This is a genomic window from Rhizomicrobium sp. (assembly GCA_037200985.1).
Lineage (GTDB): Bacteria > Pseudomonadota > Alphaproteobacteria > Micropepsales > Micropepsaceae > Rhizomicrobium.
Genome location: JBBCGJ010000001.1, coordinates 3,928,114 through 3,949,960, shown reverse-complemented (window position 1 = coordinate 3,949,960; position 21,847 = coordinate 3,928,114). Strand labels below are relative to the sequence as shown.

Here is a 21,847-nt window from a genome sequence, read left to right as displayed (position 1 = left end):
GCCGATTCGTTTCTGATCGAAAATCAGGCAGAACGGCGCACCGATGATTGCCGCGCTGTTCATGTTCCGCGCCGCGCGATCCGCCGACCCTAGGTGCCGGCGTCCCGCGCCAGCGTGTAGGCGCTCACTTTCGGATCGACCGGGCGCGGCTCGGCCAGAGAGACCCGGAACGACGAGCAGTTCTGGTCGATGAAATCCTGGTGCGACGGCATGGCGTCGGCGCAGCGGCGCACCACGACGCGGATGTCGTCCAGATTGGCCTTGATCTTCTGCGCGTCGAGGCTGTCGACCATCGCATCGTAGCCGCGCGGCACGATGGCCTGGCCGCTCATCACGAACAGCCAGCTCTGGATCGGGAAGAGTTCGGTGTCCTCGCGCAGGATGCGGCCATGGCTGCGGAAGAGGTCGATCTTCTCCTGAAGGCTGTCGGTCAGGGGAATGTTGCGGCAATGCTCCCAGAAGGCGCCTTCGCGTTCGGTGTGGGTGTAGTGCAGCAGCAGAAAGTCGCGCACCCGGCCGAACTCGAATTCGAAGATCTTGTTGTAGCGGTCGATGTCGGCCTGTTCGAAATTGCGGTCGGGAAAGAATTTCAGCAGCATCGCGATGCCGCGATGGATCAGATGGATGCTGGTCGATTCCAGGGGTTCGAGGAAGCCGGAGGCGAGGCCGAGGGCGACGCAGTTCTTGTTCCAGGCCTTGCGGCGCCGGCCGGTGGTGAAGCGCAACGGCATCGGATCGCGCAGCGCCTTGGCTTGCAGGTTGGCGAGCAGCACATCGGCCGCCTTGTCGTCCGCGATGAAGCCGCTGCAATAGACATGGCCGTTGCCGACGCGGTGCTGCAGCGGGATGCGCCATTGCCAGCCCGCGTCGCGCGCCGTGGCCAGCGTGTAGGGCGCCGGCGCGCCGACGCTCTCGCTGGGCACGGCCAGGGCGCGGTCGCAGGGCAGCCAGCGGGTCCAGTCCTCATAGCCGGTCTTCAGCGCCTGCTCGATCAGGACGCCGCGGAAGCCGCTGCAGTCGACGAAGAGGTCGCCCGCGACCGTCTCGCCGCTTTCCAGGGTCACCGATTCGATGAAGCCGTTCTCGAGGCCGAGCGAGACCTGCCGCACCTTGCCTTCGGTGCGCACCACGCCGCGCGCCTCCGACCAGGTCCGCAGATAGCGCGCGAACAGCGAGGCGTCGAAATGCAGCGCATAGGTGATCTTGTTCAGCGGCGTGTTCGGCGCGTGCACCGGGCGCATGAACTTGCCCTGCTCGGCCGCCACGGCCTGCATCGAATAGTCCTCCAGCCGCGACGCCTTTCCCTCGAGGCGCATCTTCAGCCAGTAGGACGGGAAGGAGACGGAGCCCATCCCGAAGCCGGTCGGCCCGAAGGGGTGGAAGTAGAAATCGCCCGGCCGCGTCCAGTCGGCGAAGCCGATGCCGAGTTTGAAGGTCGCCTTGATCTGGCGGATGATCTCGTTCTCGTCGATGCCGAGCACGCGGATGAAATCGATGATCGGCGGAATGGTGGCTTCGCCCACGCCCACGGTACCGATCTCTTCCGATTCGATCAGCCTTATGCGGACGTTCATGTTCTCCAGGAATTTGGCGAGGCTGGCCGCGGCCATCCAGCCGGCGGTGCCGCCGCCGACGATCACCACGCTGCGGATGCGCGTGTCGGTCATGAACGATGCTCCCTCCCGGCGGCGGCTTAACCAAGGCGCGCTCTCGCACCGCCGCCTGCAATTTTAGAATTGCATCATTTGCGATGGTAGCGCTATACAGGGATGCGCGCGCGTGCTCGAGGGCCGCGGCGCAAACACCAAAATCGTCAACGGGCACGTACCGGCGTTTTCGGCCGCGGCGGTTCCGTTACCGGCTCCGCGGCGCGAAGGGGCGGCGTCCGCCGGCGGTCGACCTGTTCCTTCGTCCCGCGTCGGCAGGCCACGCCATGGGATTGTTCATGTTTTCCGCGCGGCGCAATGCGCTCGTCTTCTGGATCGGCTGCGCCGCCGTCACGGCCGGCGTGGTCCTGCATCTGCCGATGTTCCTGATGGCGAAGGACATGGGCTTTGTCCTGGCCGGCATGCCGATGGATCCCGGCATGCTGTGGGGGATGGCACTCATCGTCGCCGGCATCGGCTTCGCCGCTTACGGCCTGGTGCCCAGGGAGGCGAGCGCGCACGCGCTGCTGCCGCACCAGAAGATCATGGCGCCGGAAGACGCGCCGCTCACCTTGGCGCATTGGCTCGCGGCGATCGCGCTCGCCATGGCGCTCGTCATCGACATTATGAAACCCGCCAGCCTGGGGCTGGTCACGCCGGGCATGCGGGTCGAGTACAACGTCTCGAAAGCCGTGGTCGCGTTCCTGCCCTTCTCCGCCCTGATCGGCACGGCGCTCGGCTCCTTCATCTGGGGGGCGCTGGCGGACATTTATGGGCGGCGCGCCACGATCCTGCTCTCGGCCGTCATGTTCATCGGCACGTCGATCTGCGGCGCCATGCCGTCGCTGTGGTGGAACGTGTTCATGTGCTTCCTCATGGGATTGTCGGCCGGCGGCATGCTGCCCGTGGCCTATGCCCTCTTGGCCGAGATCATGCCGACCAAATATCGCGGCCTCAGCCTGGTGATCGTCGGCGGCATCGGCGCGGTCGGCGGCTATCTCGCGGCTTCGGGCCTGGCGTCGCTGCTGCAACCGATCTTCGGCTGGCGGATCATGTGGTTCCTGAACATGCCGACCGGCTTGATGCTGATCGGGCTCAGCGCCTTCATTCCGGAATCGGCGCGCTTCCTGATGCATATCGGCCAGACAAGGGAGGCCTATGCGGTGCTGGCGCGCTTCGGCTCGGTGATCGCGACGCAGAGCGAGGACTGGGACGAGGAGGCCAGACAGGATCATTCGCACCTGCCGCCCGCGGATCGGCGCTATCTCGGCACCACAATCGCGCTCACCCTCGTGGCGCTGTCCTGGGGCTTCGTCAATTTCGGTCTGCTGCTGTGGCTGCCCAGCGAATTGATCGCCGAGGGACGCGACATGGGCGCGGCGGGCAAGATCATCGCGCAATCCTCGCTGATCGCGGCGCCGGTCGTGGTGCTGGCCGCCTTTCTCTACACGCGATGGAGCACGCGGGGCTCGCTCATCGTGATGATCGGCATCACCGTGCTCGGCATGCTGGCGGTGATGCTGCGCCAGAGCGGGCTGCCGGCGGTGTCCAATCCGCTGGTGCCGATCACGCTTCTGATCCTGGGCTCGACGGGGGTGATCTCGATCCTGCTGCCTTACGCCGCCGAGAACTATCCGGTGCGGGTGCGCGGACGGGCGACCGGCTGGGTGGCGGGGTGCAGCAAGACGGGCGGGCTCATCTGCCAGGGCCTGAGCGTGGCCGCGGCGGTGCCGACGCTGGGCGCCGCGGCCCTGCTGATCGCCGTTCCGACCATACTGGGTCTGGCGCTGGTCGCCTTCTACGGGCGCGAGACGCGCGGGCGCGACCTGCGCGAGCTGGAGTCCCCGGTGTCCGCCGCACAGACGCCCTGAGCGGCGCCGCAAGTTCGGAAGAGATGAAACAGGAGGGAGCGCCATGCATTCGTCGGTCCATCAAACGGAAAACCTGCTGTTTGCGGTCCTGCTGCAGCTCATCGTCATGATCGCCGCGGCGCGAATCGGCAATCAGATCCTGCGCCGCCTCGGACAGCCAGGCGTCATCGGCGAGATCCTGGCCGGCCTGCTGCTCGGCCCTTCGCTGTTCGGACATTTCTTTCCCGACGCCTCGATGGCGCTGTTCGGCGCCAAGGCCTCGCCGCCCATCACCATCATCAGCCAGATCGGGCTGGTGCTCCTGATGTTCCAGATCGGAACCGATTTCGAGTTCGGCCATATGGCGCGCAAGCGCAATCGCAACGGCACGCTGGGCATCGCGGCGGCCTCGGTCGCCGTGCCCTTCGCGCTCGGCTTCGGCATCGGCCAATACTCGTCGTCCTACCTGGCGCCGCATATCGATCCTTTGACCTACAGCCTGTTCTTCGGCGTCGGCCTGGCGATCACGGCGGTGCCGATCCTCGGCCGCATCCTGCGCGAGTTCGATCTGACGCGCACCGAGATCGGCGTGGTGGCGATCTCGGCTGCGGCCAGCAACGACGTGACGGGCTGGGTGCTGCTCGCGGGCATTTCGGCCTATGCCTCGGCGCAGTTCTCGACCGGCGCCATCGGCTTGCAGGTGGGCGGCATATTCGTCCTGGCCGCCGTCGCGTGGCTGCTGCTGCGCCCGCTGGTGAGATGGCTGCTGGCCAGGATACCGGTCGCCGACGGCCATGTGCCGCCCAACCTGATGACGGTCGTGCTCTGCCTGATCTTCGTGATGGGCATCTGCACCTACAAGCTCGGCATCTTCACGATCTTCGGCGGCTTCCTCGCCGGGCTCCTGTTCCACCAGGACAAGACCTTCGTCGAGGCCTGGCGGGCGCAGATCGGCAAGTTCGTGCTGGTGTTCTTCCTACCGGTGTTCTTCACCTATACGGGCCTGCGCACCAATGTGCTGGGGCTGGCGAGCGCGTCGGACTGGCAATGGCTGGCCGTGGTGCTGACCGCGGCGATCCTGGGCAAGATCGTTCCGGTCTATCTCGCCGGCCGGATCTCCGGCTTCAACCACCAGGAGTCCATGATCCTGGGCTCGTTGATGAACACCCGCGCCCTGATGGAGCTGATCGTCCTCAACATCGGCTTCGACCTGGGATTCATCCCGCAGAACGTCTTCACCATGCTGGTCATCATGGCGGTCGTCACCACGGTGATGACAGGACCGCTGCTGCGCCTGCTGCTGCCGCGCGCCGGCTATGTCATTCCGGCGGGGGTGGAAGCCTAGACGGGCTAGGACTGCGGCAGATAGTTCAGCAGCGAGACCTGGTTCAGCTGTGCCGTGACCTGCAGCGCGGCCTGGAGCGCGATCTGGTTCTGGTTGAGCTGGGTGATCGCGGTCGGCATGTCGACGTTCTCGATGTCCGAGACGAAGCCCTTGTAGAGCGTCGACAGCGCGGTCTGGTGATCAGACGCGTCCTTGAGCTGGTTGTAGACGAAGCCGTTCGCGGCGGCGGCGGCGTTCACCCCGGTCGCGGCGTCCGCCGCGGTCGGGATCTCGCCCGTGAGGAAACTGTTCTGCGCCTGGGTCAGGTTCTGGGTGGCGGCGAAATTGCCGGACGGGCCGGCATCGAAGCTCGCGAGGTCCTTCAGCGTCTGCATCAGGCCGGTGGCGACGTCGGAGGCGAGCACGCCGACCTGCACGTTCTGGCCGTCGCCGACCATCACCGACTTCTTCATCGTGCCGTTGGAGAACGCCCCCGAGACCGACGGCAGCGCCGCGAGCTGCGACAGCGAGGTGACGTTGACCGGCGGCGTGTTGTCCTTCTCCCCGCCATAGAGATAATTGCCGTTGGCGTCCTTGGTGTTCAGGATCTGGCTCGCCTGGTCGAAGATGCCCTGCGCGGTCGCCATCAGCGTCGAGCCGTCGCCGTTCGCGACCGAGGTGGTGATCGCCTGGCGGAGCTGGTTGGCGAGGTCGGACAGCGAGCTGAGCTGCGAATCCTGGAGATCGGCCTGGCTCACCGCCTGGGTGGTGCTCGCCTGGTAGGCGTCGGCCTTGCTGGCGGCGGTGCGCGCGGCTTCGAGCACCGAGACCTTGTCGCCGAGGCCCGAATAGTCGGTCGACGCCTTGCCGCTGGCGACCTGGGCCTGGGTCTTGTCGAGCTGCTGCACGGCGGACTGGATCTGCGACAGCAGGAATTGCGACTGGCCGGAGGTGGAGGTGCGCTCGATCGTCATGGCTCGCTCTTACTGGATCTGCAGCAGCGTGTCGTAGAGCTGCTGGACGACCGACAGCATCCGCGCGCCCGCGCTATAGGCCTGCTGATAGGTCATCATGTTGGTGAGTTCTTCGTCGAGATTGACGCCCGAATTCGCCGATTGGCGCGACTGCGCCTCCTGGAAGCGGTCGTCCTGCGCGGCCTGGTTCGCGGCCGCGGCCGAGCCCCGGGTCGCGACGTCCTGGTAGAACGCCGCCGCATAGTCGCTGAGCGCGCCGGTCTGCGCCGCCATGTCGCCCGCCTTGGCGAAACTCTGCGTCGCCGAGCCGACATTCTGCAGTGCCACCGCGCCGGAATTGTCGCCATGGCCGACGATCGCATCGCCCGCCGAGGTCGACGATGTGATCTGCGCGGTCGCGAAGGCGAGGCGCTGCGGCGCCGCCGCGATCTGGCTGTTGACCGAAAAGCCGGAGGCCGCGAGCGCGGTCTGGTTGGTGCCGATGCCGAAGAGCTGGCTGAAGCTCATGCCGGTGTTGCCGCGCGCCGTGGTGTCGTTGGTGACGTTCAGCGAATAGGTCGAAAGACTGTTGGACTGGGTCTCGCCGATCGAGCCGTCGGGGTTGAGCGTGAAGGTCGCCGCCCCGCCCATCGCGGTGTTGAGCGCCGTCACCACATTGCCGATCGTCATGCCGGCGGTCAGCGTGACCGTCGCGGTCTTGGCGACCTCGCCATTGGGACCCTTGAGCTGCAGGCTGATCTGGCTGCCGGCGGCGAAGCCGCTGGCATCGCCGGCGGAAAGCCCGGTCGAGAGGATCGACGGCGCGGCGGAGCGGAAGAGGTCGTTCAGGCCGAAGAACTGCGCGAAGCCCGAGCCGCCGCGGTCGGCCGGCGTGGTCGCGTCGTCCTGCGTGACGATGCCGTTGCCGCCGGACGCGGAGACGCTGAGCACGCCGTTGGCGAAGCTGGCGCTGCCATTGGCGCCGAGCGCGGTGTTGAGCGCGGTGGCGAAGCCCCCGACGGTGTTGGCGAAGGAGGTGGCGGGCGCGCCGTTGACCGAAATCGTGCGGGCGCCGAAGTTCACGTCGATGCGGCTGACCATCGTGCCGCTGGAATCCGTCACGGCGATCGTCGTCTTGCCGGAGAAGTTCAGCGCATCGGCGGCGGTGAGGCCGGTGTTGCGGCCGGTCAGCGAGGCCGGCGGCGGAAAGGCGGTGTTGGCGTTGTGCTGCGTATTATAAGCCAGCGCGGTGGTGCGCGCGAGATTGCCGATTTCCTGGCCGAGATCGGACAGCGTGCCGTCGCGCATGTCGAGCAGGCCCTTGAGCTTGCCCGAATCCAGGTGCGGCTCGAAATTCTGCGGCGGCGAGATCGGCTGGCCCGAGGCCGGATTGATGTCCTGGGTGGTGATCGAGCCATAGGTGCCGTTGTTGGCGCCCGGTGAATAGGAAAGTTGCGCGTAGCTGTCGCCGACGAGGCTGATGCCGTCATTCGTCATCACGGTGATGCGACCGTCGTCCTGGGGCACAGTGCGGACGCCGACGAACTGCGACAGGCTCTGGAGCGCGGTGTCGCGCTGGTCGAGCAGGGCCGAGGCGGTGTCGCCGCCGGACTGCGCCGTCTTGATCTGCATGTTCAGGTCGTAGACCTGCTTGATCAGCGCGTTGGCGCCGGTGACCGTCGCCGCGACCTGCTGGTCGACCTGGCCCCGCAGGCCGGAGACCTGCGAGGACAGGCTGGAGAGCGTGGCCGCGAGGTTCTGCAGGCTGTTCAGCGTGCCGACCTGGTTGGCGCTGGACGTGGGCGCGAGGGCCGCCTGGCCGAGCGCGGCGGACACATTGCTGAGCTGCGCGGTGAGGCTGGTCCCGTCGCCGGGCTGGCCGAAGATGCCGTTCAGTTGGTCGAAGACGGATGCCTGGGTGTCGTAGCGCGCGGACGACGCGCCCGATGCGAGCTGCTCGGCATCGAGAAACTGGTCGGCGACGCGCTGGATGTCGGCGATCGTGACGCCGCCGAGCGTGCCGCCATTGCTGAGCGTCGCCTCGTTGACGACGCGGCGCGCATAGCCCTGGGTGTTGAGGTTCGCGACGTTGTTCGAGACCACCCGCAGCGCCGTGCTGTTGGTCTGGAGCGCGCTGAGCGCCGACGCTGCGATGCCGTTCAAACTCACGCGATCGATCCCGCGAATTGCTTTGCCGCCGAAGACGGGATCGCAAGGCCTATGCCATGGCTTTCGCGCGATTTTCGCAGGCATTGCGCCGTCGCCGCGGCAGGAATCGTCACCCGGGCCGGCAGAGTTTGCCGGTCGCGGCAGTTCGTGCCCCCTCGCGCCGACCGCGCGGCGGCGGCTTTCGCCGTAAGACGCGCAAAGGCGCGCGAAAACCATCTGGTCCGGGCCTTGCTACGACGCCGTGCGGAACAGCGCGGATCGGCTTGTGAGCACCCTTGCAGCGAATGTCGTGACCAACGGACGGCAAGCCATTGCCGCGGGCGGCGCCGTTGCACCGCCGACGGCAACGGACGATGCGTTCGCCGCCCTGCTCGACGAGATCGTGCAGGCCGCCGGCGGCGCGAACGTCACCGCCGCGCCGAGCGATGCGCCGAGCGCGCCCGATCCTTCGGTACAGACCGCCGGCGATCCTTCGCTGCCGGTCGCGGCCGATCCCGCGCCGTCCGACGCGTCGACCCCGGTTGCGCAAACGGGCGTTGCGACACCGGCAGCGGCGCAAACCGTCCCCACCGAGGCGGACGATGCCGTGGCGCGCGATAGCGACGACGCGGTGTCCGCCAAACCGCGCAGCGATGCCGCCGCCGAGGATCCGGACGCGACGCCCGATGTGTCGAAGAGCCCATCGGCCAAGCCGCTCAAGACCGCGGACGCGCCGCATCGCGGCGTTCGCGCACAGCCGGGGCGCATGGCATCGCATGCCGCGCACCGCCAGTCCGACGCGACCGATCCGAACCTCGCGCAGACGCCGCCGCAGCCCGCGAGCGCTGCGACGCCGAACGTCGTCGATCCGGCGACGGTGACCACGGCGCCGCCCTCCGATCCCGCGCCGGCGACCGACCCGGAAACGGCAGCGCCCCCGGCCGCGCCGCAAGCTGCCCCGCTGCCCACCGTCCCCGTGCAGGAGGCCGCCACCGATATTGCCGCCGCGGCGATGCAGCCGGCCGGCACGATCGCCAAACCGGCCCAGCCGGGCGACGCCGCCAAGCCGCAGATCGGCAACGCGAAGTCGCAGGGCCGCCAGTCCGCCGCATCGGCACTCGCCGACGCCGGCAAGGCGCTGGGCCGCGTCTTCACCGATCAGAAGGTGGCGAGCGCGCTGCCGGTGCATGCGCCGGCGGATGCCGCGAAGCCGGCGACGCCGCCCGCGACCGATCCGTCCGCTCCCCCGAACCCGGACAGCAAAGCGACGCAGACGTCCTCGAATGCACCGCAGCTTCCCGATGCGCCCGCCGCCGCGCCGCCGGCCCATGCGCAAACCGCGCCGCCGCAACCGGCGCCGCCCATTCTTGCCGCCGCGCCGGCCGCGCCGTCGCAGCCCGCGGCCGCCAACGCCGCGGTCTCGGCCCAGCTTCAGATCGGCCATCCGGCACAGCCCGACATCGCGACGCTCGCCTTCAACATCGCATCGAAATCGGAAGGCGGCTCCAGGCATTTCGACATCCGGCTCGACCCGGCCGAGCTCGGCCGCGTCGATGTGCGCCTGACGGTGGACGATGCCGGCAAGGCGCAGGCCATGCTGTCGGTCGAGAAGCCGCAGACCCTCGAACTCCTGCAGAAGGACCAGCCGCAGCTCGAACGCGCGCTGAAGGATGCCGGCCTCGACCTGTCGCAGAACGGCCTCGCCTTCTCGCTCAAGGGCCAGCAGCAAGGCAGCGGCCATGGCGGCGGCAGCGCCGCCTCCTCGCGCGGCCGCACGCTCGCCGCGCGCGCCATCGCGGCCGTCGACAGCGCCGCATCCACCGTTTCCCTGGGCCAGGTGTCGTCGAGCGACACACGGCTCGACATCCGAGTCTGAGGCCACAGCCATGACGACCGTTCCCAGTTCCACGACACCGCCCCCCGGTACGACGCCCCCCGCCACCACGCCGCCGACGGCGCAGCAGCAGCTCGCGGGAAATTTCGACACCTTCCTGACGCTGCTCACCACGCAGCTGCAGAACCAGGATCCGATGAATCCGATGGATTCCAACCAGTTCACCCAGCAATTGGTCGAGTTCAGCCAGGTCGAGCAGCAGATCAACACCAACGACAACCTCAAGACCCTGATCGGCCAGGGCTCGAGCCAGACGGGCTCCTATGCGGTATCCTATCTCGGCAAGGCGGTGACGATCGCGAACGGCCAGGCGCCGCTCGCCAAGGGCCAGGCGATCTGGGCCTACAACCTCGACACCACCGCGACGAACACCAAGCTCACCGTCACCGACACCAACGGCACCGTGGTCTATAGCGGCACGGGCGAGACCGCGTCGGGCGCCCACGCCTTCACCTGGGACGGCAAGAACACCAACGGCACGCAGCTTCCCGACGGCACCTACAAGCTGACGGTAGCCGCGACCGCGGCGGACGGCAGCACCGTCACCTCGACCGTGACCAGCACCGGCGTGGTGGGCGAGGTCGACATGACCGGCGCCTCGCCCGTGCTGATGGTCGGCCCGATGCCGGTGCAGCTCACCGACGTCGCGGGCGTCCAGAGCCTCGATTGAAACCCTGCGCCCGAGAAACGGGCGCCTGAAACGCTCAGCGTCGGCCGAAGCCGGCGCGCAGCGGAAGGAAAGTGAAAACAATGAGCTTGTATGGCGCAATGATGATCGGCGTCGCGGGCCTTGGCGCCAACAGCCAGGCCCTCAGCGTCGCCTCGTCCAACATCGCGAACGTCAACACGGTCGGCTACAAGACGAGCGACAGCGCGTTTTCGACCTTGCTGGCGTCCAGCGCCGGCTCGGGCAGCGATGCCTCGGCCAGCGTGATCTCACACACCATCCAGAACGTCACGGCGCAGGGCGGCATCAATTCGACCCAGTCGAACACCGACCTGGCGCTTTCGGGCAACGGCTTCTTCGTCGTCAGCCCGACCTCGGGCGGCTCGGGCGCGAGCCAGTCCTACCTCTATACCCGCGCGGGCTCGTTCCTGCCCGATTCCAGCGGCAATCTGCAGAACGCGGCGGGGCTCTACCTGATGGGCTGGCCGCTCGACGGCAGCGGCAATGTGCCGACCGACCGCAACGACCTGACCAACATCAACCTGAACAACCTGTCGGGCAAGGCGGAAGCGACCACCAAGCTGTCGTTCAAGGCCAATCTGCAGTCGAGCACGACGATCACCTCGCCCTACACCGCGGGCGCCATGGCGTCCGGCGCCGTCACGCCGGATTTCCAGCGCACCATCAACATCTACGACAGCCAGGGCGGCACGCAGCCCTTGCAGATCTCCTACACCAAGACCGGCGCCAACACCTGGGCGTATGAAGTGACCTATCAGGGGGCGGGCGCGAATATCGGCAGCCCGACGAACAACCTGATCGCCTCGGGCACGATGGCCTTCAACGCCGACGGCACGCTGCAGACGGCGAACACGGCGTCCGCGACGCCGACCGGGTCGATCAACGTCACCATCCCCTGGGCGGCCGCTTCGGGCCTCAACCCGCAGACGATCTCCCTCGACATGGGCACGCCGGGCAATTCCGACGGCGTGACGCAGTTCGACAACCCGTCTGCGCTGGTGTCGTCCTCGGTCGACGGCTCGCTGTTCGGCGCGGTGTCGAGCGTCTCGGTGGATTCCGACGGCTTCGTGTCGGCGCACTTCTCGAACGGCCTGACGCAGAAAGTGTTCAAGCTGCCGGTCGCCACCTTCGCCAATCCCGACGGATTGCAGGCGGTGGACGGCAACGCCTATGCCGCGTCCAATGCGAGCGGCGCGCCGACCATCGGCGAAGCCTCTCTTGGCGGCGCCGGAACCATCCAGTCCAAGGCGCTCGAGGGTTCGACCGTCGATCTCGCCGCCGAGTTCACCAACCTGATCACGACGCAACGCGCCTATTCGGCGTCGGCCCGTATCATCACCACGGCCGATCAAATGCTGCAGACGCTGGAACAAATCCAGTAACGCAGTCGCGGAAACATCGGCGCCCGCCGCAGGCGCGGCGCCGATAGTTCCGCAAACGGTAAAATTGGAAGAGCAATCGTACGACTTCGTTTACCACGCCCCTTGGCAAAATCTTAGAGGCCGGGCGCGTAGCTTGCGCGAGGGTAATGAAGTTGGGAGACCAGAAAACATGGTCGAAGAAAGAAAAGGACGCGTGAGCTACGTTATCGGGCCGGACGGCAGCCCGTTGACGCTCGCCGACCTTCCGCCACCGGGAACCCGGCGCTGGGTCATCCGCCGCAAGGCCGAAGTGGTCGCCGCGGTGCGCGGCGGCCTGCTCAGCCTCGACGACGCCTGCAAGCGCTACACGCTGACCGTGGAGGAATTCCTCGCCTGGCAGCGCGCGATCGACCGCTTCGGCATGCCGGGCCTGCGCGCCACGCGCGTGCAGCAGTATCGTAACTAGCGAATGGCGAGTAGCGAGTGGGGGAGCGCGGGACGAAAAAGGTTATCGAATCCCTACCCGCTATCGGCCATTCGCCATTCGCTTTGACGCAGTCCATCGTTAAGTCCGGCTTTACCATCCGCACGGCAATGTTTGCCTAGCACGGCGCGGGGCCCCTTCGGCTTCGCGTTCGAGAGCGGAGGGCACTTTGCCGGAATTCGTCAAAGCGATCGGTGCGGCGCGGTTCGGCGTCATGGCGGGCGTCGCCGCGGCGCTGACCGCATTCTTCCTGTACATCGCCGGCGCGCTGACCGAGCCGCCCAAATCCATCCTGTTCTCGGGCCTGGAGCCGCGCGACGCGGCGGCCGTCACCGCCAAGCTCGACTCGCTGAACGTCAAATACGAGGCCAAGGGCGACGGCGGCACGATCCTGGTTCCCGCCGACGACGTGACCAAGCTGCGCATGACGCTGGCCTCCGACAATCTGCCGGCGGCCGGCGTCGGCTATGAGATCTTCGACAAGTCGGACGCCTTCGGCGCCACCGCCTTCGTGCAGAACATCAACCGCCTGCGCGCCCTCGAGGGCGAGCTGGCGCGGTCGATCCAGACCATCGACGGCGTCGACGGCGTGCGCGTGCACCTCGTCATCCCGGAGAAGGAGATCTTTTCGCACGACGACCAGTCGCCCACCGCCTCCGTCGTGCTCAAGACGCGCGGCGTGCTCGGACGCGGCCAGGTCCTGGCGGTGCAGCACCTGGTGGCGGCCGCGGTCGCCGGGCTGACGCCGGAGCGCGTCGCCGTGGTCGACGACAAGGGCGACCTGCTCGCCGGCGGCGACGGCAAGACCGGACCCAACGCGGCCTCGATCGGCGAAGCCACCGAAACCAGCGATTTCGAGGACCGGCTGCGCAATCGCGTCGAATCCATCGTCGCCTCCGTGGTCGGGCCCGGCCATGTCCGCGTGCAGGTCACGGCCGACATGTCATACACCCATACCTCGACGACGAGCGAGCATTTCGACCCGGACAGCAAGGTGGTCCGCTCGACCCAGACGGTCGAATCCAACAACACCGATTCCAATGGCAGCGGCGCCGCGGCGGTGTCGGTCGGCAGCGCGCTTCCCGGCGCCCCTCCCACGCCGGCCGGCGACGCCGGAAAATCCGACGCCTCGCGCACCGAGGAAACCACCAACTACGAGATCAACAAGGACATCACGACCTCCACCGTCGACGGCGGGGCGATCAAGCGGCTCTCCGTCGCGGTCGTGGTGGACGGAACGCCGGGCACCGGCGGCGCCTACAAGCCGCGCACCGCCGCCGAGATGAAGCAGATCTCCGATCTGGTGAAGTCGGCGATCGGCTTCGACGCCAAGCGCGGCGACATCGTGCAGGTCGACAACATGGCGTTCGCCCGCATGGATGTGAGCGACGGCACGCCGGCGCCGACGCCGCTGCTCGGCCTCGACGGCCAGGACTGGTTCAAGATCATCGAGGTGGCGATCCTGTCGCTGACCGCGCTCCTGATCGGCTTCTTCGTGGCGCGGCCCCTGATCGCGCGCATGTTCTCGCCGATCACCGTGACCACCACGACGGTCGGCGGCGGCCCGGTGGTCGCCGGCGCCCTGCCCGCGCCGGCCGGCGCCGCGCCTTCGCCCGGCACGCCGCAGCTCGACGCCAGCGGCCAGCCGCTCGCCATCGCGGCGCCGCAACGGTCCTCCATCGACATCGCGCAGTTCGAGGGGCAGGTGCGCGATTCCTCCATCAAGAAGGTCGGCGAAGTGGTCAGCGCGCATCCCGAGGAAGCGCTGGCCATCATCCGCACCTGGCTCCACGAACCGGCATAAGAGACCATGGCACCCCGCAGCAAATCCGCCACCAAGGAAGACGTCCGCCAGCTCACGGGCGCCGAGCGCTCGGCCATCATCATGCTGTCGCTGGGCGAGGAGCATTCGCAGCGCCTCTGGCAGCTCATGGACGAGGACGAGGTCAAGGAAGTGTCCCAGGTCATGTCGACCCTGGGCTCGGTCAGCTCCAACCTGGTCGAGAAGCTCTTGGTCGATTTCGTGTCGCAGATGTCCGGCACCGGCTCGCTGATGGGCTCCTACGAATCCACCGAGCGGCTGCTCTCGCGCATGATGCCGGAGGAAAAAGTCTCCCAGATCATGGAGGAAATCCGCGGACCGGCCGGCCGCACCATGTGGGACAAGCTCGCCAATGTGAACGAGACCGTGCTGGCGAACTACCTGAAGAACGAATATCCGCAGACCGTCTCGGTGGTGCTCTCCAAGATCAAGCCGGAGCATGCCGCCCGCGTGCTGGGTTCGCTGCCCGAGGAATTCGCGCTTGAGGTCGTGCAGCGGATGCTGCGGATGGAATCGGTGCCCAAGGAGATCCTCGACAAGGTCGAGCAGACGCTGCGCATCGAATTCATGTCCAACCTCGCCCGCACCGCCAAGCGCGACGCGCATGAGCACATGGCGGAAATCTTCAACAATTTCGACCGCCAGACCGAAAGCCGCTTCGTCACCGCGCTGGAAGAGAGAAGCCGCGATTCCGCCGAGCGCATCAAGGCGCTGATGTTCACCTTCGAGGACCTCGGCAAGCTCGATCCGGGCTCGATCCAGACGCTCCTGCGCCATGTCGAGAAGGACAAGCTGGGGCTGGCGCTCAAGGGTTCGACCGACACGCTGCGCGACGTGTTCTTCTCCAACATGAGCGAGCGCGCCGGAAAGATTCTCCGCGAGGACATGGAGGCGATGGGCCCGGTGCGCCTGAAGGACGTCGACGAGGCGCAGATGCGCATGGTCAACGTCGCCAAGGACCTCGCCAACAAGGGCGAGATCATGATCGCCAACGGCAACGCCGAAGACGAGCTGGTGTACTGATGAGCACAGCCGCGAAATACACCTTCGACATCGAATTCCGCCCCGAGGGCGACCTCGTCTCCAACGCCGCGCGGGCGCGCCAGAAGCGCGCCTATACGATGGACGAGATCGACCAGCTCTCCGCCCGCGCGCGCGAGCAGGGCATGAAGGCCGGCCAGGTCCGCGCCGCCGAAGCCCAAACGCAGGAAGTGACCAAGCTGGTCGAGGCGCTGAAGGCCGTCGTGACGCGCTCGGCAAAAGCGACCGACGAGGTGCGCGAGGAAGCCTCGATGCTCGCGCTCGCCGCGGCGCGCAAGCTTGCCGGTGCCGCCGTCGCGGCACTGCCCATAGCCGACGTCGAGGACGTGCTGCGCCATGCCCTGCACCAGGCCCTCGGCGAGCCGCGCATCGTGCTCCACACCAGCCCGCTCGTCGCCGAATTGCTGCGCGCCAAGCTTGCGGAGATCGCGCATGAGGAAGGCTTCGAGGGCCGCGTCGTGGTCAGCGGCGAGGCGGCCATGGGCGCCGCGGACTGCCGCATCGAATGGCGCGGCGGCGGGGCCGAACGGTCCGCCCAGCAGATCGAGAGCGCGATCGGCGAACTGATCGCGCGGCGTTTTTCACATCCGTCGGAGGAATAGACCATGGCAGCCAGCGACAATGTCGATCTGCCCGATCTGGGCCATGACGCGCCGGGCACGGGCCACGCGCTCCTGACCAACGACGCCTCGCAGGAGGCCGACATCAAGCGCACCGCCCAGGACCTGGAAGCGGTGTTCGACGTGCCCGTCACGGTCTCGGCCGTGCTCGGCAAGTCGGCGATGGAGGTCAGCCAGCTCCTCAAGCTCGGCAAGGGCACCATCGTCGAGCTCGACCGCAAGGTCGGCGAGGCGATCGACATCTACGTCAACGACCGGCTGGTCGCGCGCGGCGAGGTCGTCCTCGTCGAGGACCGCCTGGGCGTCACCATGACGGAAATCATCAAAGCCGGTCAGTCGTAAGCGGCGGAAGGAAGAGTGCCATGAGACTACTCATCGTCGGACAGCTCCAAGGCCAGCTCACCACCGCGACCAAGATCGCGATGGACCGCGGCGCCAAGGTGACCCACGCCATCGACATCGAACAGGCGCTGGCGAGCCTGCGCGGCGGCAAGGGCGCCGACCTCGTGCTCTGCGACGTCAAATGCGACATCGGCCAGCTCGTGCGCGGGCTCTCCACCGAGCGCATCTGCACGCCGGTCGTGGCCTGCGGCATCGGCACGGATGCGAGGAGCGCGGTCGACGCGATCCGCGCCGGCGCCAAGGAATACCTGCCGCTGCCGCCCGATCCCGAGCTGATCGCCGCCGTGCTGGCGGCCGTGGCCGACGAAAGCCACCAGATGATCTTCGAGGATCCCGCGATGGAAGCGGTGATCTCCCTCGCCGACCAGGTGGCGCCGAGCGAGGCTTCGATCCTCATCACCGGCGAAAGCGGCACCGGCAAGGAGGTGATGGCGCGCTATATCCATAGGAAGTCCCAGCGTGCGGACAAGGCGTTCATCTCGGTCAACTGCGCCGCGATCCCCGAGAACCTGCTCGAAAGCGAATTGTTCGGCCATGAGAAGGGCGCCTTCACCGGCGCCATCGCGCGGCGCATCGGCAAGTTCGAGGAAGCGAATGGCGGCACGCTGCTGCTGGACGAAATCAGCGAGATGGACGCGCGGCTGCAGGCCAAGCTCTTGCGCGCCATCCAGGAGCGCGAGATCGACCGCGTCGGCGGCACCAAGCCGGTCAAGGTCGACATCCGCATCATCGCGACCTCCAACCGCGACCTCGCCGAAGCGGTGAAGCACGGCACGTTCCGCGAGGACCTGCTCTATCGCCTCAATGTCGTGAACCTTCGGCTGCCCGCGTTGCGCGAGCGCCCGCGGGACATCCAGGCGCTGGCGCGGCATTTCGCGCACAAATACGCCCAGGCCAACGGCGTGGCTTATCGCGCCATCGCGCCCGTGACGGAGAGGCTGCTCGCCGGCCATCCCTGGCGCGGCAATGTCCGCGAGCTGGAGAACACCATCCATCGCGCCGTGCTCCTCGCGAGCGGGCCGGACATCCAGCCCGAGGCGATCCGCCTTCCGGACGGCACCCAGGTCGGAAACCGGGCGGTGAGCGATCTGCCCGCGCCGGTGCAGACCGCGGTGAACAACGCGGTCGCGGTGACGCGCGGCCTCGTCGGGCGCACCGTCGCCGATGTCGAGCGCGACCTGATCCTGGACACGCTGGACCATTGCCTGGGCAATCGCACGCATGCCGCGAACATCCTGGGCATCTCGATCCGCACCCTGCGCAACAAGCTGCGGGAATATTCGCAATCGGGCCTGGCGATCCCCAACCACGGCGAACAGCGCGTGGCGGCGGGATGAACGCGATCGCGCATACATTTTCCTCCCCCGCTGTTGCGGGGGAGGTGCCGAGCGCAGCGAGGCGGAGGGGCCCCCTCCGTCACGCCTACGCTGCGCTTCGGCGTGCCACCTCCCCCGCAAACGCGGGGGAGGAAACACCGCGGTGATCCATGGCTGACGTTTCCGCCGCCAATACGACCGCCGCGCCCGCCGCCGGCGCGTTCAACTTCAGCGCCGGCCAGATCGTCGACATCCTCAAGCGCTCCGACCTGGCGCTCGCCATCGGCATCATGGCGATCCTCGTCGTGCTGCTGCTGCCGCTGCCGCCCTGGCTGCTCGACATCTCGCTGGCGCTGTCGCTCAGCTTCTCGATCCTGATCCTGATGACGGCGGTGTTCATCCGAAAGCCGCTGGAATTCAGCTCCTTCCCCACCATCCTGCTCATCACCACGATGCTGCGGCTGGCGCTCAACCTCGCCTCGACGCGGCTGATCCTCGGCCACGGCAACGAGGGCACCGCCGCGTCCGGTTATGTCATCCAGGCGTTCGGCAAGCTGATCATGGGCGGCAATTTCGTCATCGGCCTGATCGTGTTCGCCATCCTGGTGATCGTGAACTTCATCGTCATCACCAAGGGCTCGGGCCGAATCGCCGAAGTCGCGGCGCGCTTCAGCCTGGACGCGATGCCCGGCAAGCAGATGGCGGTCGACGCCGACCTCTCCGCCGGCCTGATCGACGAGAAGGAGGCCAAGCGGCGCCGCAAGGACCTGGAGGCGGAATCGAACTTCTTCGGCGCCATGGACGGCGCCAGCAAATTCGTGCGCGGCGACGCCATCGCCGGCCTGATGATCGTGGCGATCAACGTGATCGGCGGCATCATCATCGGCGTGGCGCAGCACGGCGTCAGCTTCGTGGACGCCTCGCAGACCTATACGCTGCTCACCGTCGGCGACGGCCTGGTCAGCCAGATGCCGGCCCTGATCGTCTCCACCGCGGCGGGCCTGATGGTCTCCAAGGCCGGCGTCGAGGGCGCCACCGACAAGGCGCTGATCGGCCAGCTTTCCTACTACCCGCAGGCGCTCGGCATGGCCTCGGCCGTGATGGGCATCATCGGCCTGTTGCCCGGCATGCCGACGCTGGTCTTCCTGGGACTGGCGGGCGGCGCCGGCGGCCTCGCCTATGTCGCCTATAAGAAGAAGGACGCGATCGCGGCCGTCGAGCGCGCCGAGGAGGAAAAGAGCAAGACCGCGGAGACCTCCAAGGAGGAGCCGATCTCCACCGCGCTGGCGCTCGACCTCCTGCGCGTCGAATTGGGCTATGGCCTCCTGCCGCTGATCAACGACGTGAAGGGCCACCGCATCACCGACCAGATCAAGGCGCTGCGCCGCCAGCTCGCCACCGAGATGGGGTTCGTCATGCCGGCGGTGCGCATCCTGGACAACATGCAGCTCGGCGCCAATGAGTACCGCATCCGCGTCAAGGAAGTGGATTCGGGCCGCGGCGATCTTTATCCGGGCAGCCTCTTGGTCATGGATCCCAAGGGCCTGCCGGTCGACCTGCCCGGCACGCACACCACCGAGCCGGCCTTCGGCCTGCCGGCGACCTGGGTGAGCCAGGCGCTGCGCGAACAGGCGAGCTTCAAGGGCTATACCGTGGTCGATCCCGGCACGGTGCTGACGACGCATCTGACCGAGGTGCTCAAGTCGCATATGTCGGAGCTGCTCTCCTATGCCGAGACCAAGAAGCTGCTCGACGACCTGCCGCCGGAGAACAAGAAGCTGGTGGACGAGCTGATCCCGTCGCAGATCGCGGTGACGGGCGTGCAGCGCGTGCTGCAGACCCTGCTCGGCGAGCGCGTCTCGATCCGCGACCTGCCGGCGATCCTGGAAGGCATCGCCGAAGCGGTCGGCCACACCAAGAACGCGATGTACATCACCGAGCATGTCCGCACCCGGCTGGCACGCCAGCTCTGCCACGCCAACCTGTCGCCGGGCGGCTACCTGCCGCTGGTCGCGCTGTCGCCGGCCTGGGAGCAGGCCTTCGCGGAGTCGATCGTCGGCCAGGGCGAGGACCGCCAGCTCGCCATGGCGCCGTCGCAGCTCCAGGCGTTCATCCAGACGGTGCGCGACCGCTTCGACGAGGCGAGCAGCAAGGGCGAGGTGCCGGTGCTGCTGACCAGCCCGCAGGTGCGGCCCTTCGTGCGCTCCATCGTCGAACGCTTCCGTTCGCAGACCGTGGTGATGTCGCAGAACGAGATCCACGCCTCGGTAAAACTTCGCACGATGGGGCAGGTGTGATGATTTTGGTCGGTTCGCGCGACTTGTTTTCCTCCCCCGCTGTTGCGGGGGAGGTGGCGCGCCGCAGCGAAGCGAAGGCGCGACGGAGGGGGCACGGCGGGCCCCCTCCGCCTCGCTTCGCTCGGCACCTCCCCCGCAACAGCGGGGGAGGAAAAGCGCAGGGTGAGGTCTCGTAGATGCAACTTCGTACCTTCCTCGCCAAGGACATGAAAGAAGCGCTCGCCACCGTGCGCGCCGATATGGGGCCGGAGGCGGTCATCATCGCGTCCGAGAAAGCCAAGAGCGGCGGCGTTATGGTGCGCGCGGCGCTGGATACCTCCGACCCCGACGAACCGGCGCCGCCGACCGAGACCGCATCGCCGGTCGCCGATTTCGACCTGCATTATCGCGAGGGCCTGCTGCGCCGCCTGCGCGGCGCCGGCGAAACCAAGGCGCGCCTGTCGTTCGGTCGCACCGAGCTTCTCGCCGCGCTCGCCCGCCACCGCCTGCCCGACGCGCTCGCCCACGGCCTGGCCGAAACCGCCGCCAAGGCGCAGCTCACCGACATGACGCTGGCGCTGGCCTTCGCTCTCGACAAGCGCTTCAAGCCCCATCCGATCGACATGGCCGCCGTTACGGCGCTGCTGCTGGTCGGACCCAATGGCGCCGGCAAGACCGCCGTCGCGGCCAAGATCGCGGCCCATGCGCGGCTCGAAGGCCGCCGCATCACGCTCGTCGCCTCCGACTCCGCCGGGGCCGGCGCGGTGGCGCGGCTGGAGACCTTCGCGCGCCATCTCGACTGCGCCGTCACCACCGCCGACAGCGCCGCCGAGCTGAACGCGCTGGTCGGCGAATGCATTTCCAAGAAGACCTTCGTCATCGTCGATACCGCCGGCTTCGATCCGCGCGACGCCCGGGCGCGCACCGCCTTCGCCGCCCTCGCCCAGACGCCCAAGCTCGAAGCCATCGGCGTCGTCTCGGCGCTGAACGACGCGGAAGAGGCCGCCGAGATCGCGCAGGCGCTTGCGGCGCTCGGCGCCAAGCGCCTCATCGTCACCCAGGCCGACCTGGCGCGCCGCGCCGGCGCGCTGATCGCGGTGGCGGCGCAGGACCTTCCCCTCGCCCATGTCACCCGCTCGCCCTTCATCGCGGGCGGATTGGAATTGCCGACCTCGCTGACGCTGGCGCGGCACCTGCTCGACGAACAACGGAGCGCACAATGACGACTCGTCTGACGGCCATCGGCTCGGGCAAGGGCGGCACCGGCAAGACCCTGATCGCGGTCAGTCTCGCGCATGCGCTGGCGCATCGCGGCGAGCGCGTTCTTCTGTGCGATGCCGATCTCGGCCTGTCAAATGCCGGCGTGCATCTGGGGCTTTCCGAAACCGGCGATCTCGGCGCCCTGCTCGCGGGCCGCAAGACCCTGAAAGAGGCCGTGGCGCGCGTCGCCTGCGGGCCGCACAACAGTTTCGACATTCTCGCGGCGCCGTCCGGCTCGGGCGCGCTCGCCGATGCCGGCGAGGACGCGATCGAGAGACTGATCGAGGCGGTGGCGCAGGCGGGGCAGTACGACCGCGTGCTGATCGACCTGGGCGCCGGCGTCGACGCGCGGATCATGACCTTCGCCGCCCATGCCGACGATGTCCTTCTGGTGGTGACGCCCGATCCCTCGTCGCTGACCGACGCCTACGCGTTCGCAAAACTCTTGCTGCGCCGCACAACGACACGCGTGCCGCAACTTGTCGTCAACATGGCGCTGAACGCCACCGAGGGCCGGCGCATCGCCGAGGCGCTGATGAATTCGGCGCGCGCCTTCCTGAAATGCACGCCGGACTATCTCGGGCATATCCCCCACGATGCGCGGGTTTCCGAGGCCGTCCGGCGGCAAAGCCCGCTGCTCGCGCTCTTCCCGCAGACGCTCGCGGCGACCGCCATCGAGTCCCTTGCGCTGCAGCTGCACGGCCGGTCCGGGGCGCCTCTGGTGGCGGCGGGGCTGCGTTAACCCTCAATCGTCATTGATGG

The 21,847-nt window shown here is 67.7% G+C and carries 17 protein-coding genes; 14 read left to right on the top strand and 3 right to left on the bottom strand.

Going from position 1 to position 21,847, the window contains the following annotated elements; all coding sequences use genetic code 11:
• Positions 1 to 89: 89 nt before the first annotated feature.
• Positions 90 to 1,667 carry a tryptophan halogenase family protein gene (locus WDN01_19510; protein ID MEJ0028222.1) on the bottom strand — a complete coding sequence of 526 codons (1,578 nt, stop codon included), beginning with the start codon at positions 1,665 to 1,667 and terminating at the stop codon, positions 90 to 92.
• A gap of 266 nt (positions 1,668 to 1,933) precedes the next feature.
• Here WDN01_19510 and WDN01_19505 point away from each other — a divergent pair, with 266 nt between their 5' ends.
• Both WDN01_19505 and WDN01_19500 read left to right on the top strand, forming a co-directional pair.
• Positions 1,934 to 3,517, top strand: a complete 1,584-nt coding sequence (locus WDN01_19505; protein ID MEJ0028221.1) for an MFS transporter — start codon at positions 1,934 to 1,936, stop codon at positions 3,515 to 3,517.
• A 43-nt stretch (positions 3,518 to 3,560) separates the two neighbouring features.
• The gene (locus WDN01_19500; protein MEJ0028220.1) at positions 3,561 to 4,841 is read left to right on the top strand and encodes a cation:proton antiporter; all 1,281 of its coding nucleotides are present in this window, start codon (positions 3,561 to 3,563) and stop codon (positions 4,839 to 4,841) included.
• A gap of 5 nt (positions 4,842 to 4,846) precedes the next feature.
• Here the strand turns inward: WDN01_19500 and WDN01_19495 are convergent, their stop codons facing one another.
• Both WDN01_19495 and flgK read right to left on the bottom strand, forming a co-directional pair.
• The gene (locus tag WDN01_19495; protein MEJ0028219.1) at positions 4,847 to 5,794 is read right to left on the bottom strand and encodes a flagellin; all 948 of its coding nucleotides are present in this window, start codon (positions 5,792 to 5,794) and stop codon (positions 4,847 to 4,849) included.
• A 9-nt stretch (positions 5,795 to 5,803) separates the two neighbouring features.
• The gene (gene flgK, locus WDN01_19490; protein MEJ0028218.1) at positions 5,804 to 7,942 is read right to left on the bottom strand and encodes a flagellar hook-associated protein FlgK; all 2,139 of its coding nucleotides are present in this window, start codon (positions 7,940 to 7,942) and stop codon (positions 5,804 to 5,806) included.
• A 265-nt stretch (positions 7,943 to 8,207) separates the two neighbouring features.
• Here flgK and WDN01_19485 point away from each other — a divergent pair, with 265 nt between their 5' ends.
• From WDN01_19485 to WDN01_19430, 12 genes are all read left to right on the top strand, one after another.
• The gene (locus WDN01_19485) at positions 8,208 to 9,797 is read left to right on the top strand and encodes a flagellar hook-length control protein FliK (GenBank protein MEJ0028217.1); all 1,590 of its coding nucleotides are present in this window, start codon (positions 8,208 to 8,210) and stop codon (positions 9,795 to 9,797) included.
• 10 nt (positions 9,798 to 9,807) lie between these two features.
• Positions 9,808 to 10,485 carry a flagellar hook capping FlgD N-terminal domain-containing protein gene (locus tag WDN01_19480; protein ID MEJ0028216.1) on the top strand — a complete coding sequence of 226 codons (678 nt, stop codon included), beginning with the start codon at positions 9,808 to 9,810 and terminating at the stop codon, positions 10,483 to 10,485.
• A gap of 80 nt (positions 10,486 to 10,565) precedes the next feature.
• Positions 10,566 to 11,885: a flagellar hook protein FlgE gene (locus tag WDN01_19475; protein ID MEJ0028215.1), complete on the top strand. Its 1,320-nt coding sequence runs from the start codon at positions 10,566 to 10,568 to the stop codon at positions 11,883 to 11,885.
• 169 nt (positions 11,886 to 12,054) lie between these two features.
• Positions 12,055 to 12,330 (top strand): DUF1153 domain-containing protein, encoded by a 276-nt coding sequence (locus tag WDN01_19470; protein ID MEJ0028214.1) that lies wholly within the window; start codon positions 12,055 to 12,057, stop codon positions 12,328 to 12,330.
• Positions 12,331 to 12,517: 187 nt separating this feature from the next.
• Entirely contained in the window at positions 12,518 to 14,152 is a 1,635-nt protein-coding gene (fliF, locus tag WDN01_19465) for a flagellar basal-body MS-ring/collar protein FliF (GenBank protein MEJ0028213.1), read from the top strand.
• A gap of 6 nt (positions 14,153 to 14,158) precedes the next feature.
• Complete coding sequence (fliG, locus tag WDN01_19460) at positions 14,159 to 15,193, top strand: flagellar motor switch protein FliG (protein MEJ0028212.1); 1,035 nt, start codon at positions 14,159 to 14,161, stop codon at positions 15,191 to 15,193.
• Complete coding sequence (locus tag WDN01_19455) at positions 15,193 to 15,813, top strand: FliH/SctL family protein (GenBank protein ID MEJ0028211.1); 621 nt, start codon at positions 15,193 to 15,195, stop codon at positions 15,811 to 15,813. The genes fliG and WDN01_19455 overlap by 1 nt, the downstream gene beginning before the upstream one ends.
• Before the next feature lie 3 nt (positions 15,814 to 15,816).
• On the top strand, positions 15,817 to 16,173 hold the full coding sequence (gene fliN / locus WDN01_19450) for a flagellar motor switch protein FliN (GenBank protein ID MEJ0028210.1): 357 nt from the start codon (positions 15,817 to 15,819) through the stop codon (positions 16,171 to 16,173).
• A gap of 20 nt (positions 16,174 to 16,193) precedes the next feature.
• Positions 16,194 to 17,570, top strand: a complete 1,377-nt coding sequence (locus tag WDN01_19445) for a sigma-54 dependent transcriptional regulator (GenBank protein MEJ0028209.1) — start codon at positions 16,194 to 16,196, stop codon at positions 17,568 to 17,570.
• A gap of 149 nt (positions 17,571 to 17,719) precedes the next feature.
• Complete coding sequence (flhA, locus tag WDN01_19440) at positions 17,720 to 19,846, top strand: flagellar biosynthesis protein FlhA (GenBank protein ID MEJ0028208.1); 2,127 nt, start codon at positions 17,720 to 17,722, stop codon at positions 19,844 to 19,846.
• 176 nt (positions 19,847 to 20,022) lie between these two features.
• Positions 20,023 to 21,048, top strand: coding sequence for a hypothetical protein (locus WDN01_19435; GenBank protein MEJ0028207.1), 1,026 nt, complete (start codon positions 20,023 to 20,025; stop codon positions 21,046 to 21,048).
• Positions 21,045 to 21,827 carry a P-loop NTPase gene (locus WDN01_19430; protein ID MEJ0028206.1) on the top strand — a complete coding sequence of 261 codons (783 nt, stop codon included), beginning with the start codon at positions 21,045 to 21,047 and terminating at the stop codon, positions 21,825 to 21,827. The genes WDN01_19435 and WDN01_19430 overlap by 4 nt, the downstream gene beginning before the upstream one ends.
• The last annotated feature ends 20 nt before the right edge of the window (positions 21,828 to 21,847 follow it).

What these genes read in the sequence shown, in the direction of transcription:
- WDN01_19510 (MEJ0028222.1), bottom strand. Translation starts at nt 1,667, where the DNA reads ATGACCGACACGCGCATCCGCAGCGTGGTGATCGTCGGCGGCGGCACC.
- WDN01_19505 (MEJ0028221.1), top strand. Translation starts at nt 1,934, where the DNA reads ATGGGATTGTTCATGTTTTCCGCGCGGCGCAATGCGCTCGTCTTCTGG.
- WDN01_19500 (MEJ0028220.1), top strand. Translation starts at nt 3,561, where the DNA reads ATGCATTCGTCGGTCCATCAAACGGAAAACCTGCTGTTTGCGGTCCTG.
- WDN01_19495 (MEJ0028219.1), bottom strand. Translation starts at nt 5,794, where the DNA reads ATGACGATCGAGCGCACCTCCACCTCCGGCCAGTCGCAATTCCTGCTG.
- WDN01_19480 (MEJ0028216.1), top strand. Translation starts at nt 9,808, where the DNA reads ATGACGACCGTTCCCAGTTCCACGACACCGCCCCCCGGTACGACGCCC.
- WDN01_19475 (MEJ0028215.1), top strand. Translation starts at nt 10,566, where the DNA reads ATGAGCTTGTATGGCGCAATGATGATCGGCGTCGCGGGCCTTGGCGCC.
- WDN01_19470 (MEJ0028214.1), top strand. Translation starts at nt 12,055, where the DNA reads ATGGTCGAAGAAAGAAAAGGACGCGTGAGCTACGTTATCGGGCCGGAC.
- fliG (MEJ0028212.1), top strand. Translation starts at nt 14,159, where the DNA reads ATGGCACCCCGCAGCAAATCCGCCACCAAGGAAGACGTCCGCCAGCTC.
- WDN01_19455 (MEJ0028211.1), top strand. Translation starts at nt 15,193, where the DNA reads ATGAGCACAGCCGCGAAATACACCTTCGACATCGAATTCCGCCCCGAG.
- fliN (MEJ0028210.1), top strand. Translation starts at nt 15,817, where the DNA reads ATGGCAGCCAGCGACAATGTCGATCTGCCCGATCTGGGCCATGACGCG.
- WDN01_19445 (MEJ0028209.1), top strand. Translation starts at nt 16,194, where the DNA reads ATGAGACTACTCATCGTCGGACAGCTCCAAGGCCAGCTCACCACCGCG.
- flhA (MEJ0028208.1), top strand. Translation starts at nt 17,720, where the DNA reads ATGGCTGACGTTTCCGCCGCCAATACGACCGCCGCGCCCGCCGCCGGC.
- WDN01_19435 (MEJ0028207.1), top strand. Translation starts at nt 20,023, where the DNA reads ATGCAACTTCGTACCTTCCTCGCCAAGGACATGAAAGAAGCGCTCGCC.
- WDN01_19430 (MEJ0028206.1), top strand. Translation starts at nt 21,045, where the DNA reads ATGACGACTCGTCTGACGGCCATCGGCTCGGGCAAGGGCGGCACCGGC.